This is a genomic window from Streptomyces sp. NPDC046985 (assembly GCF_040644415.1).
GTDB lineage: Bacteria > Actinomycetota > Actinomycetes > Streptomycetales > Streptomycetaceae > Streptomyces.
The window spans coordinates 313,465-326,494 of record NZ_JBEYWK010000003.1; the positions used below are offsets into that span (position 1 = coordinate 313,465).

10 protein-coding genes are annotated in these 13,030 nt (G+C 74.7%); 4 read left to right on the top strand and 6 right to left on the bottom strand.

What is annotated here, in order from left to right; translation table 11 throughout:
* Positions 1–37 precede the first annotated feature (37 nt).
* The 5 genes from ABZ861_RS05915 to ABZ861_RS05935 all read right to left on the bottom strand — a co-directional run bounded on the left by ABZ861_RS05915 (position 38) and on the right by ABZ861_RS05935 (position 7,414).
* Positions 38–1,441 carry a hypothetical protein gene (locus ABZ861_RS05915; RefSeq protein ID WP_361624493.1) on the bottom strand — a complete coding sequence of 468 codons (1,404 nt, stop codon included), beginning with the start codon at positions 1,439–1,441 and terminating at the stop codon, positions 38–40.
* Positions 1,442–2,171: 730 nt separating this feature from the next.
* Positions 2,172–3,143: a BadF/BadG/BcrA/BcrD ATPase family protein gene (locus ABZ861_RS05920; RefSeq protein WP_361624285.1), complete on the bottom strand. Its 972-nt coding sequence runs from the start codon at positions 3,141–3,143 to the stop codon at positions 2,172–2,174.
* Positions 3,134–4,399, bottom strand: a complete 1,266-nt coding sequence (locus tag ABZ861_RS05925) for a 6-phospho-beta-glucosidase (protein ID WP_361624288.1) — start codon at positions 4,397–4,399, stop codon at positions 3,134–3,136. The genes ABZ861_RS05920 and ABZ861_RS05925 overlap by 10 nt, the downstream gene beginning before the upstream one ends.
* A 159-nt stretch (positions 4,400–4,558) precedes the next feature.
* A complete protein-coding gene (locus ABZ861_RS05930; protein WP_361624291.1) occupies positions 4,559–5,827 on the bottom strand; it encodes an ROK family transcriptional regulator in 1,269 nt (422 codons plus the stop codon).
* Positions 5,828–6,292: 465 nt separating this feature from the next.
* Positions 6,293–7,414: a mechanosensitive ion channel family protein gene (locus ABZ861_RS05935; RefSeq protein ID WP_361624294.1), complete on the bottom strand. Its 1,122-nt coding sequence runs from the start codon at positions 7,412–7,414 to the stop codon at positions 6,293–6,295.
* 345 nt (positions 7,415–7,759) lie between these two features.
* Here ABZ861_RS05935 and ABZ861_RS05940 point away from each other — a divergent pair, with 345 nt between their 5' ends.
* From ABZ861_RS05940 to ABZ861_RS05955, 4 genes are all read left to right on the top strand, one after another.
* Positions 7,760–8,296, top strand: a complete 537-nt coding sequence (locus tag ABZ861_RS05940; RefSeq protein WP_361624297.1) for an HNH endonuclease — start codon at positions 7,760–7,762, stop codon at positions 8,294–8,296.
* A gap of 277 nt (positions 8,297–8,573) precedes the next feature.
* The gene (locus ABZ861_RS05945) at positions 8,574–8,873 is read left to right on the top strand and encodes a hypothetical protein (protein ID WP_361624496.1); all 300 of its coding nucleotides are present in this window, start codon (positions 8,574–8,576) and stop codon (positions 8,871–8,873) included.
* 9 nt (positions 8,874–8,882) lie between these two features.
* Positions 8,883–11,450, top strand: a complete 2,568-nt coding sequence (malQ, locus tag ABZ861_RS05950; protein WP_361624300.1) for a 4-alpha-glucanotransferase — start codon at positions 8,883–8,885, stop codon at positions 11,448–11,450.
* Between the two features lie 338 nt (positions 11,451–11,788).
* On the top strand, positions 11,789–12,061 hold the full coding sequence (locus tag ABZ861_RS05955; protein WP_361624303.1) for a hypothetical protein: 273 nt from the start codon (positions 11,789–11,791) through the stop codon (positions 12,059–12,061).
* A gap of 212 nt (positions 12,062–12,273) precedes the next feature.
* Here ABZ861_RS05955 and ABZ861_RS05960 read toward each other — a convergent pair whose 3' ends face one another.
* Entirely contained in the window at positions 12,274–12,870 is a 597-nt protein-coding gene (locus tag ABZ861_RS05960) for a TetR family transcriptional regulator (protein WP_361624306.1), read from the bottom strand.
* Positions 12,871–13,030 lie beyond the last annotated feature (160 nt).

Here is a 13,030-nt window from a genome sequence, read left to right on the forward strand (position 1 = left end):
CTCACGGGTCTCGCCGGTCTCACGGGTCTCGCCGGTCTCACCGGTACTCCGACAGCCGGCGGCCGACGCCCAGCAGGGCGCCGGCCGCGCCCAGGACCGCCAGCGCCGCCGATCCGGCCGGCAGGCCGGTCATCGCGTCGCGCCCGTCCTGCGCGGCCTTCCTGAACTCGTCCGTCTCGTGGGTGAGCGCCGAGGCCAGCGAGGCGTCGACGTCGTCGAAGCACGCCCCCGTCGATGCCGCCGCGTCTCCGGCCCGCGCGCCGACGACCTTGTCGCGGGCCTTCTGGTAGTCGCCCGAGTCGTTGGCCGCGCGGGCCTCGGCGTGCCGCGCCTTCCACACCTTCATCGACCGGTCCGCCGCCCGCAGCGGCGTGCGGCCCGCCGCGTCGTCGGCGAGCGCGTCCGCGCGGGCCAGCGTCGCGCCGAGCGCGCCGATCTCCTGGTCGTAGCCGAAGTCGTAGGCGTCCATGACCGTGCCGTCCTTCAGCGTCTTGGTCTCGGCGCCGCGGCTGACCAGCGTCAGGTTCTCGTCGCTGCGGGCCTTCAGGGAGGCGATCCGGGCGTCGTGCAGCACGTTCAGCGAGCGGACGCCGTGCGCGTAGGAGCCGTCCAGGCCCGCCCGCGCGACGCTGTGCCCGACGACCAGCCACAGCAGGACGACGGCGGTGGCGGCGGTGGCGGCGACCAGGCCGTGGTTGAGCACCCGGTTGGTGCGGCGGTAGGTGCGGTGCTGGGCCCAGGCGAGCGCCGCCAGCGCGAGGACGCCGAGGACGATCGCCGCCCACGGGTACGGTGTCGCGTCCCCGTAGTCCGCGCGCAGGCGCTGGTTCTCCTTCTGGTACAGGTCCTCGGCGGCCGGGAGCATCTGGCCCTGCATCGCGTCGTTGGCCGTGCGCAGATACGCGCCGCCTACCGGGAAGCCCAGGCGGTTGTTGGCGCGGGCCGACTCCACCAGGCCCTTGTAGCGCGGCAGCAGCTCGTTGAGCCGGGCGACGGTGGCCGCGGACGGGGACCCGGGGGCGGAGCTGGCGGCCGCGGTGACCAGCTTGGCGGCGGCGGTGCGCACGTCCGACTCGTAGCGCGCGCGGGTGGCCGCGCTCTCCTGAAGACCCGCCAGGTACCCGCTCGCCGCCATGGTGTTCGCGTCCGCCAGGGAACGGTAGATGTCGGCGGCGTCGGAGCTGAGGGGCTGGCTGCTGTGCAGCACGTCGTCCGCCGCCGAGGCGCGGTCGGTGGTCTGCCACGCGGCGACGGCGCCGAAGGCGACGACCAGCAGAGCGAGCACCGCGCCGATCGCGCGCAGGCGACCCGGCTCGGTGGTGGCCGCCGTGCGCAGGCGGTCGGCGCCCTCGGCGAACGCGGTGCGGCGCGGGGGTGCGGGGGCGCGGGGCGGTGTCGCGGGGGGTGGGGGCGCGGGCGGCGTCGAGTGCGCTGGTGGCAGCGGTTGCGCGGGTGGCGCGGTCGGCGCGGGTGGTGTGGTGCTGCTCGTCGGCGGCTGTGTCACTCCTGACCTCCCCCGTGGTCATCCGTCGACGCAAGTATCCCCGGTGGGACTGACATTCGCACCGGCCTTCGCCGGATCTTGATCGTGGGTGGTGTGCGGGCGTGCGTGGCGGTGCGGTGGCGGTGCGTGGTCGTGCGTGGACGGGGCGCGTTCTTTCCCTGCTCATGAATACGTCGGGGAGGGCGGTTCGGTTCCCTTGGAGCGTGCGGGGGGTGTGGTGCGCGGGGGTGCGGGTGTTGTGCCTGCGGGTGCGGGTGCGGGTGCGGGTGCTGTGTTCGGGGGTGCGCGGGCCGTGGGTGCGCGGGTGCTGTGGTCCGGGGTGCGCGGGCCGTGGGGGCGCGTCCGGTCCGCCGCACACGGACATACTGCTCTGAGTTTCATCGGCTTGACTGGGCTGAGACCGCAGTACGCGGCGGACCTTGGACGCGCCCCCACGGCCCGCTCCCGTCCGCTGCCGGCTTTCCCGCCGTGGGGGCTTCTGCGGTTGGGTCGGCTGTCGGCTCTCCCGCCGTGGGGGCTTCTGCGGTTGGGTTGGCTGTCGGCTCTCCCGCCGTGGGGGGCTTCTTCTCGGATTTTCCGACCTTGGTCGGCTGTCGGCTCTCCCGTTGTGGGGGGCTTCTGCTGGTTGGGTCGGCTGTCGGACTTTCCGGCGTGGGGTGTGGTTTTTTTACGGGGTGAAGTGGGATCTCAGGCGTTTGTGGGCCGTCTGGGGGGCGTTTGTGTGGTCCAGGCCCAGGAGGGCTGCGCCCAGGACTGGGCTGGCCGTTATCACCTGGGGGGTTGCCCTGGGGGCTCGTGTGGCGAGTATGTCGCTGATCTTGGCGTGCAGTCGGGGGTGGGGGGCTGCCAGCACGCTGCCGCCCAGCAGGACCGGCGTCTCCTCGTCCAGGAGGTCCAGGCGGGTCAGGGCTACGGCGGCCATGGCGACGACTTCGTGGGCCAGGCGGTCGACGAGCGTGCGGGCGGTGGGGTCGCCCCCGGCCGCCGTGGCGAACAGGACCGGTGTCAGTTCCTGACGGCGGCTCGGGTCGATGCGGTGCAGGTGCAGCGCCTCGACGAGGGCGTACATCGAGTCCAGGCCGAAGTGCGCCGGGAGCGTGTGCGCCAGTGCCGTCGGGCCGCCCCGGCCGTCCTCGGCGCGTGCCGCGTGCCACAGGGCCTCCTCGGTCAGGCCCCAACCGCCGCCCCAGTCACCGGAGATGCGGCCGAGCGCCGGGAAGCGGGCCGTGCGGCCGTCGGGGCGCATGCCCACGCAGTTGATGCCGGCGCCGCACACCACCGCCACGCCGCGCGGCTCGGCCGTCCCCGCGCGCAGGATCGCGAAGGCGTCGTTGCGGACCTCTGCCGTCGCTCCCCACGCGCGTGCCGCGACGGCCGCCGTCAACTCCTGCTCTTCCACGGGGAGATCGGCGTTGGCCAGGCAGGCGGAGACATGGCCGACCGAGGTGACCCCGGCCGCCTCGTATGCTGCGGCCACCGTGCGGGCGAGGGTGTCGAGCGCGGCCTCGACGCCCACGACCGGCGGCCGGAAGCCGCCGCCGCGGGCCGTGGCGAGGACGCTCCCGTCGGCCGCCACGACCGCGACGTCCGTCTTGCTGTTGCCCGCGTCGACGGCGAGGACGCTCGCGGTCAAGCCCATGCCAGGTGCTCCCGGTTGTGCGCGATGAGCTGGTCGGCGAGCGTCTCGGCGTACGCGTGCTGGCCGATGAGCGGGTGGGCCAGCAGGGCGCGGAAGACCCGCTGCCGGCCGCCGTGCAGGGCCGCCTCCAGGGCCAGTTCCTCGTACGCCGTCACGCTCGCCGTCAGGCCCGCGTACAGGCGGTCCATGGGGGCGACGGGCAGCGGGACCGCGCCCTCGCGGCCCACGGCCGCCTGCACCTCGATCACCGCGTCGTCCGGCAGGAACGGCAGGGTTCCCCCGTTGCGGGTGTTGACCACCTGGTGGGGGCTGCCCCCGCCGCCGAGCAGGGCCGCCGCCAGGTCCACCGCGGCCTCCGAGTAGTACGCGCCGCCGCGCCGTTCGAGCAGCGCGGGCTTCTGGTCCAGGGCCGGGTCGGCGTACATCCGCAGCAGCTCCCTTTCCAGGGCGGCCACTTCGGCGGCGCGTGAGGGCTTCGTGCGCAGCTCCTCCACCACTTGGTCGTGCGCGTAGTAGTAGCGCAGGTAGTACGAGGGGACGACGCCGAGGCGGTCCAGGAGGGGGCGGGGCAGGCGCAGGTCCGCGGCGACGGCGTCGCCGTGCTCGGCCAGCAGGCGGGGCAGCACGTCCTCGCCGCCGGGGCCGCCCAGGCGTACGCCCGTCTCCCAGGTGAGGTGGTTCAGGCCCACGTGGTCCAGATGGACGTCGGCCGGGGCGACGCCCAGCAGCGCGGCGAACTTCCGCTGGAGCCCGATCGCCACGTTGCACAGGCCGACCGCCCGGTGGCCCGCCTGGAGCAGAGCGCGGGTGACGATGCCGACCGGGTTGGTGAAGTCGATGATCCAGGCGTCCGGGTTGGCGCGGCGCACCCGTTCCGCGATGTCCAGGACCACCGGCACCGTGCGCAGGGCCTTGGCGAGGCCGCCCGCGCCGGTGGTCTCCTGGCCGACGCAGCCGCACTCCAGGGGCCACGTCTCGTCCTGCTGCCGGGCCGCCTGACCGCCCACGCGGAGCTGGAGCAGGACCGCGTCGGCGCCGTCCACCGCCTTGTCCAGGTCCGAGGCAGTGGTGATGCGGCCCTCGTGCTCCTGGCGGGCGAAGATGCGCCGGGCCAGGCCGCCGACCAGCTCCAGGCGGTCCGCCGCCGGGTCGGTCAGCACCAGTTCCTCGACGGGCAGCGTGCCCCGCAGGCGGGCGAAACCGTCCACGAGTTCGGGGGTGTAGGTCGAACCGCCGCCGACCACCGCGAGCTTCATGTCGTCAGCCCTTCTCTCCGGGACGCTGCGGACCGGGACGCTACGGGCATGGCTGGATCTCCCTGAACGGACGCGGGCGGACGGGGTGGTCGTCGGGTGGTCGGGGTCGAGGGGCGGGGTGGTTGGGGTAGCTGAGGTGGTCCGACGCTGGTACGAGGTTCAGCGCGCGGTGTCGAAGACCTCGTCGCGGGCAGCCGTCAGCGCGCTCTCCAACGCGCCGCGCAGCACAGGGTGTTCGCGCACCTCGCTGATCACCAGGTGCGGCCGGGAGGCGGCCAGTTCCGCCAGCTCGGCCTGGACTTGGGCGCGCAGTACCTCGCCGCCCGCGGTGAGCACCGCGCCGCTGAGGACGACCAGTTCGGGGTCGAGGACCGAGACCAGCGCGGCCAGGCCGGTGGCCAGCCGGGTCGCGTACGTCGTCAGCAGGGTGCGCTGGGGACCGGTGGCGTGGCTGGCCGCATGGGCGAGGAGCGCGGCGGCGGCCTCGGCGGGGGAGGGGGACGGCGAGGTACCGGTGTGCGGGGGGTTCGCGGCGTGCGGGGTGCGCTCGAGGTTCGCAGCGTGCCGAGTGTCTGCGGCAATGGCGGCGTGCTCCGTGTGCTCCGTGTGTTCGATGCCGAGGTCGTGGGCCAGCTCCAGTACGGCCTGTGCGCCGGCGAGTTCCTGGAAGCCGCCGCTCCCGGTGCTTGCGACCCCGCGGGCCAGTGCGGCGCCGGGCACCGGCAGGAAACCGACCTCGCCCGCGCCGCCGGTCCAGCCGCGGTGCAGCCGACCGCCCAGGACCAGGGCGGCGCCCAGGCCCGTCTCGTTCCACAGCAGCACGAAGTCCCGGCGCCCGCGGGCCGCGCCGAGGCGCTGCTCGGCGAGGGCGACCAGGTTGACGTCGTTCTCGTACTCCACCGGCATGGGCAGCGCGGCGGCGAGGTCTTCGAGGATCGTGGGGGAGTGCCAGCCGGGCAGGTGGGTGGCGTAGCGCAGCCGCCCGGTGGTGGGGTCGAAGGCGCCGGGGGTGGCGACGACCAGCCGGCGGACGTCCGCGCGTGCCAGCCCGGCCGCCTCCAGCGCGCCGTCCAGGGCGCCGGTCACCTGGCGCACCACGCGCTCGGGCCCGTCGGCGCCGCGGCCGGGTGTGGGCAGCTCGTACGCGCCGACCGTACGGCCGGTGATGTCCGCGACGGCGGCGCGGACGCGGTGCGGGGCCACGTCGAGCCCGGCGGCGTGTCCGGCGGCCGGACGGACGGCGTAGAGCCGGGCGTTCGGACCGGGGCGACCCTCGCTGGCGCCCGTGGCGTGCACCAGTCCCGCGGCCTCCAGGCGGGCCAGCAGTTGGGAGGCGGTCGGCTTGGACAGGCCGGTCAGCTCGCCGACGCGGGGGCGGGAGAGGGGGCCGTGCTCCAGCAGCAGGTCGAGTGCCGCCCGGTCGTTCATGGCGCGCAGGACGCGGGGGGTGCCGGGCGTACCGGGTGGACCGGGCTTCCCGAGTGGGCCGGGCGTGCCCGGTGGGTGGTGCTGGGGGGTCGGCGGACTCGGTGGGCTCGGTGGGCTCGGTGGATTCGGGGGGTGCGGTGGGTCCGTAGGGCTCGGTGTTCCGGCGGGTTCTGCCATGCGTCTCGCCACCCGTTCCCCGACGTAGCTGTTAGGAAGGTTTCCTATTCGCTTGCCCGGAACCTAGGTCCGGACGGAGGGGGCGTCAAGGGGGGGCAGGGTGCTTTTCGGGTGCCTGGAGTTGCTGAGGGTGCGTGACGTCGCCGGGGAGGCGTGAGGTCGCTGGGTGTGTCCGGGGCGACCGGGGCACGCGCAAGCGCCCCCGACGGACGGCGGAGTCGTCGTCTGCGGGGGCGCTTGCGCGCGGCGGGTGCGTGTCAGCGGGCGGTCGGGACGGCTACTTCCCGTTCACTTCCCGGTCGAGCGCCGCTGCGAGGTGACCGGCTGCTGCGAGGTGATCGGCTGGGCAGCCGTGGTCTGGGAGGACGTCGCGTCGGAGAAGGCCGACGGCGCCGCGACCGCCGCCATCGGGTCGGGCGCGCTCTCCTCGTCCACCACGGCCGTGTCCCCGCCCACGATGCGGATGTCGGCCTCGTCGAACGCGCGCTTGATGCGCCAGCGCAGCTCGCGTTCGACCCCCACCGACTTGCCCGGCATGGTCTTGGCCGAGACCCGGACCACCATCGAGTCGATCAGCACGCTGTCCAGGCCCAGCACCTCGATCGGGCCCCACAGCATCTCGTTCCAGGGATCGTCCTTGCTCATCCGCTCGGCGACCTCGTCCAGAGTGGTCCGGACGTGGTCCAGGTCCTCGGCCGCCCGGACGGTCACGTCCACCCCGGCCGTCGCCCAGCCCTGGGAGAGGTTGCCGATCCGCTTGACCTCGCCGTTGCGGACGTACCAGATCTCGCCGTTGGCGCCGCGCAGCTTCGTCACGCGCAGGCCGACCTCTATCACCTCGCCGGAGGCCACGCCCGCGTCGACCGTGTCGCCGACGCCGTACTGGTCCTCCAGGATCATGAAGACGCCGGAGAGGAAGTCCGTGACCAGGTTGCGGGCGCCGAAGCCGACGGCGACGCCCGCCACTCCGGCGGACGCCAGCAGCGGCGCCAGGTTGATCTGGAACGCGGACATCACCATCAGCGCGGCGGTCCCCAGGATGACGAAGCTCGCCACCGAGCGCAGCACCGAGCCGATCGCCGAGGAGCGCTGCCGGCGCCGCTCGGCGTTGACCAGCAGGCCGCCCAGCGCCATGCCGCCCGACTGATGCGCGGACGTGCGGTTCATCCGGTCGATGAGCTTGGTGATCGCCCGCCGGACCACCGCGCGCAGCACGCCGGCGATCACCAGGATGAGCACGACGCGCAGACCGATCGCCAGCCACGTCGACCAGTTCTGCTCGACCCAGCTCGCGGCCTGGTCGGCGCCCTGCTGGGCGTCCTGGAGCGTGGGGACCGTCGAGGCCGGTGACTGCGAAGGCGCCGGGGACGGCGACGCTCCGGCGGCCGAGAGGACGGCGGACAGGGACACGGCAGGAACCTCCAGTTGCGTCCGCCCTCCGGCGCAACGGTCAATGCGGTGGTCAGTATCGTCTAGGTCACGACGAGGTCACCGGACGGGCAGACCCACCACACTAACGGGGCATGGTCGGCGGCTCGCGGAGACCCCGGAGGAGGGGCCGCGGCGAAAGGGCGCCCACCCGCCTCTGAACAGGCCGTGTGAACGTGCCGTGATACGGGGGACGCGGCAGGTGTGGTCGAAAACACTCCCAGCCCGTTACCGGGACATGGTGGCGCGCCCACCAGGCATGAGGGGAGACTGGCGTCAGATCGTCCCGGCGCGAGCCACGCGTCGCCGGCGTACAAGGAGGCCCCCGTGCCGCATGTCCTGGTCCTCAACGCGTCGTACGAGCCCCTCGGCGTCGTACCGCTCCGCCGCGCGCTCGTCCTCGTGCTGGAGAACAAGGCGGTCTGCCTCGAGGAGTCCGGCGCCCATCTGCACAGCGCGACCGTCACCGTCCCCGCACCCAGCGTGGTCCGGCTCAAGCGTTTCGTCCGGGTCCCGTACCGGGGCCCCGTGCCCCTGACGAGGCGGGCGCTGTTCGCCCGCGACGGCGGCCGCTGCATGTACTGCGGCGGCGTCGCGACCAGCGTCGACCACGTCATCCCGCGCTCGCGCGGCGGCCAGCACGTCTGGGACAACGTGGTCGCGTCCTGCCGCCGCTGCAACCACGTCAAGGCCGACCGGCACCTGGTCGAGCTGGGTTGGCGGCTGCGCCATAAACCGGCGCCGCCCACCGGTCTGGCCTGGCGCATCATCGGCACCGGCCACCGCGATCCGCGCTGGCTGCCCTACCTCCAGCCGTACGGCGCGGACGACGCCGTGGCCCGGATCGACGGCATCTCCGCCTGACGCACCCCTCCCCCTATCGGGGGACAGGCGTCGGCCTTTCGGGGGACAGGCGTCGGCGCGCGCTGACGGGAGTGGCCGCCGCGCCGTGTGTGCCCCACCCTGCAGGGATCGTCATGTGACCAGGAGCACCCAGAGTGTCCTGGGTTCGCTCTCGGACGTCTGCCGCCGCGTGCACTGGGTAGGGCTGCGGTAACCCGCTCGTCGCCGCCACCCGACAAGGAGGCCCTTCGTGGCCGCACCGGCATATCTTCTGCTCCCGGCCCTGGCCGACACCGCCCTGTCCAAACGCTCGCCGGACCCGGACCCGGACCCGGACCCGGACCCGGTCCAGTTCCCCGACCCGGCCGCCGATGAGCCGCACCAGGACGTGTTCAGCGCGGAGGGCGCTCACGCCGAGCCCCCGCTCACCAGCGAGCCGCCGCTGCCCGACGCCGAACCGCTCACCAGCGAGCCGCCGCTCGCCGAGGCCGCGCCGCTGACCAGCGAGTCCGCGTTCTCCTACGACGACGACGCCTTCCCGGAGCCGGGGACCACCCCGGCCGACCCCGACGCCGACCCCGCCCGCGCGGAGTCCTAGGAGTCCCCGATGACAGCGCCCCGGCCGGCCGAACCGCTCGACGACGACCCCTCGAAGGGCGAGCTGTCCCGGCTCGCCGCGCTGCACGGCGTCGCCACCTCCTACAGCCCCTCCCCGAGCACGATCGTGGCCGCGTCCGCCACCGCGGTCGTCGCGGCTCTGGCCGCCCTGGACGTCGACGCGCGCACTCCCGAGGCCGTCCGCACCGCGCTCGCCGCCCGCGAGGCGGAACTGGCGCACCGGCTGCTCCCGCCCACGGTTGTGGACTGGAGCGGCGACGACGCCGCCCACGCCCTTACGCCCTCGGCCCTCGCCTCCGCCGCCCAGGCCCCGTCCACGGCCCTCGCCGCCGTCCTCGACGCGCTGCCGCCCGGCACCCGGCTGAGCGTCGAGACCGAGCGGGGCGGGACCGCGCAGGGGGAGATCGGAGCGGACGAGGTCGCGGAGGGGACCTTGTACGTGGGGGCCGGGCGTCCTGCGACCGGCGACGGCGCGACGTGGCACGGCGGATCCGGGCACGGCGGCACCGGGCACGGCGGCACCGGGCATGACGGACCTGGGCGGAACGGCGCCGGGCCCTACGGCACCGGACGCGACGACGCCGGACCCTTCGGCACCGGACGGGTCGCCGCAGGACAGCCCGACGCGGGGCAGACTGGCGCAGGGCAGACCGGCGGAGGCCAGGCAGGCGCAGCACAGACCGGCGCAGGGCAGCCCGGCGCCGCACCGGACGCGCTCGGTCAGGACGGCGGGATCCGCGCCGTCCTGGAGCGTCTGCCGCCGGGCGTCCACCGGCTGACCGCCGTAGCCCCCGACGGCCGCACCGCCGACGCCTGCCTGGTCGTCGCCCCGCCCCGGCTGCCCACTCCGCCGGGGCGGTCCTACGGACTGCTCGTCCAGCTCTACTCGCTCTTCTCGCGCCGCTCCTGGGGCATGGGCGACCTCGGAGACCTCGCCGAGCTGGGCGCCTGGGCCGGACGGTCGCTCGGCGCCGGATTCGTGCAGGTCAACCCGCTGCACGCGGCCGTGCCCGGGACGCCCACCGACCCCTCTCCGTACCGGCCCTCCTCGCGCCGCTTCCCCGACCCCGTGTACCTGCGCGTCGAGGAGGTCCCCGAATACGCCTACGTCGCGCAGGGGCCGGACCGCGACCGCCTGCGGACCCTGCTGGAGCAGGCCGGACGGCTGCGCGCCGCCGTGCTCGACGAGGGCGCCCTGATCGACCGCGACGCCGTGTGGGAGCTGAAGCGCGAGGCGCTGGAACTGGTCTGCCGGGCGCCGCTCGGCCCCGGCCGCCGCGCCGCCTACGCCGACTTCCTCGCCCGCGAGGGCCAGGCCCTGGAGGACCATGCCACCTGGTACGCCCTCGCCGAGGTGCACGGCGCCGACTGGAGCCGCTGGCCCGCCGCACTGCGCGACCCGCGCTCGGCCGACACCGCCCGCGCCCGCGCTGAACTGGCCGACCGCGTCGACTTCCACTCCCGTCTCGCCTGGCTCACCGATGCGCAGCTCACCGCCGCCCAGCGCGTCGCGCGGGAGGCCGGCATGCCGATCGGGATCGTGCACGACCTCGCCGTGGGCGTGCATCCCGGCGGCGCCGACGCCTGGGCGCAGCAGGACTGCTTCGCGGCCGGCATGTCGGTCGGCGCCCCGCCGGACGCCTTCAACGCCCGCGGCCAGGACTGGGGACTGCCGCCCTGGCGCCCCGACCGGCTCGCCGCCTCCGGATACGCGCCCTTCCGCCGCCTGCTGAGCGCCCTGTTCCGCTCCGCGGGCGCCCTGCGCATCGACCACGTCATGGGCCTGTTCCGGCTCTGGTGGGTCCCCCAGGGCTGCCCGCCCACCGAGGGCGCCTACGTCCGCTACGACGCCGAGGCCATGCTCGCCGTCCTGGTCCTGGAGGCGTCGCGGGCCGGGGCCATCGTCATCGGTGAGGATCTGGGCACCGTGGAGCCCGGGGTGCGCGAGGCCCTGGACCGGCGCGGCGTGCTCGGCACCTCGGTGCTGTGGTTCGAACGCGACTGGGCCGGCGACGGCCGCCCGCTGTCCCCCGAACGCTGGCGGGCCGACTGCCTGGCCACCGCCACCACCCACGACCTGCCGCCCACCGCCGCCCGCCTCACCGGCGAGCACGTGGCCCTGCGCCACCGCCTCGGGCTGCTCACCCGCCCGCTGGAGGAGGAGAGCGCGGAGGACGCGGCGGACACCGGCGAGTGGCTCACGCTGCTGACGGAGACGGGGCTGCTGGAGTCCCCGACCGTCAGCCGCGGCGCCTCCGCCGAGCAGGCCGCCGAGGAGGCCGGGATCCAGGCCGTCCACCGCTACCTGCTGCGCACCCCGGCCCGGATGGTCGGCCTCTGGCTCCCGGACGCCGTCGGCGACCGGCGCCCGCAGAACCTCCCCGGCACCTGGGACCAGTACCCGAACTGGCGGCTGCCCGTCGCCGACGCCGAAGGCCGCCCGGTCACCCTGGAGGACCTCGCCGCCTCCCCCCGCCTGCACGCCCTGACGGACGTCCTCCGCGCGGGCGCGCGAACCCCTAGGGAGGCGGGCCCGGACCTCGGGGCACAGGCGTGAGGTCCACGTCGGCGTCGGTGTCGGCCGAGGGCCGCTCCGCGCAGGGGGAGGCGGGGGGCCGCTCCGCGCAGGGGGAGGCGGGGGGCCGCTCCGCGCAGGGGGAGGCGGGGGGCCGCGCGGGCGGGGGGCCATGAGGGGGCGCAGGCGGAGGAGCGCGCGGAAGGGGGCGCAGGCGCGCGGAGACGGCGTGGCGCGCGAAGGGGCGCGCTGGCGCCCGGAGGTGGAGAGGCGCGCGGGCGGAGGTCTGGAAGGGGTGTGGGCGGGGGCCAGGCGTACGGGCCGGTCCCCTACGGCGCCCCGGACGCGCGGGTCCCCAGGCCGTTCGCTACTTTTACAGCGTGGACAAAAAGAACGCCCTGCGCGCCGGCGCCCTGGCTGCCGGTACGACGCTGATGATGCTGCTCATGTCGTCCCCCGCGCTCGCGCTGACCCGCGACGACGGCGACGACCCCGGCCCGGGGCTGGGCGTCGGTGCGACGCTGGGGCTCTATGTCGGCATCCCGCTCCTGCTGTTCCTGGTCATCACGGGCCTGGTCATGGTGCTGGCCCGCTCCAACGGGCCGCAGGACACCAGCCGGAACGTGAGAACGAAGGACGAGATCGAGGCCTGAGCGAGGCCCCGCCGGTCCCGTCGGGGCCGAGGCTGAAGGCCGCGGCCACCGCTTCAGAGCGCCTGTCCCGCGCCGCGTACGCATCGTCGTACGCGACGCGGCACAGGCGCTTTTCGCTTGCCCGCGTCCACGCTCGCCGGTCGTGGGCGGCCGGTCGCGTGGCCCCGGTCGCCGGTTCGAGCCGGGCTGGGCTGGCCGTGCGCCGGTTCCGGTCAGGGGTGGGGCGCCGTCAGGTAGCGCTGCACGGCGGGGGCGAGCCACGCGAGAGCTTCCTCGCGGGTCAGGTCGACGGCCGGGGGAAACCGCAGAACGTAGCGGGTGAGCGCGAGCCCCAGCAGTTGCGCGGAGCACAGCGCGGCCCGCGCGGGCACCTGCTCGGGATCCGGGCACACCGCCTGGGCGACGGGCAGCACCTGCTCGCGGAACACCTGCTGCATCCGCTCGGCGGCGGCCGGGTCGGTGACGCCGACCCGCAGGATCGCCGTGAGCTCGCCGTTCTCCTCCCACAAGGTGAGGAAGTGCGCCACGAGTGCCCGCCCAACCTCCTCGCGGGGCAGCTCGGACATGTCCGGCAGATGCAGGTCGAGGGCGACGGCCGCCGCGAACAGGCGCTCCTTGTTCCCGTAGTACCGCATGACCATCGAGGGGTCGATGTCCGCGTCCCGGGCGATGGCGCGGATGGTGGCCCGCTCGTAGCCGTCGGCCGCGAAGCGCTTACGGGCGGAGGTGAGGATGGCGGCGCGGGTGGCGTCGGAGCGGCGGGCCGCGGTGCTGGGGGCGTCGGAGGTCTGGGAAGCGCTGTTTTGCATGCCAACAACCGTAGGCCAACACGTGTTGACAAGTCTAGGGGTGGGGATTAGTGTTGCCAACAAGTGTTGACCTACGAGTGTTGTCCTACGGGTGCTGACTCGCGAGCGTGGGCCCCCGGTTTGACCTACAGGCGTTGGCCAACACGGGTAGGGCAACGCG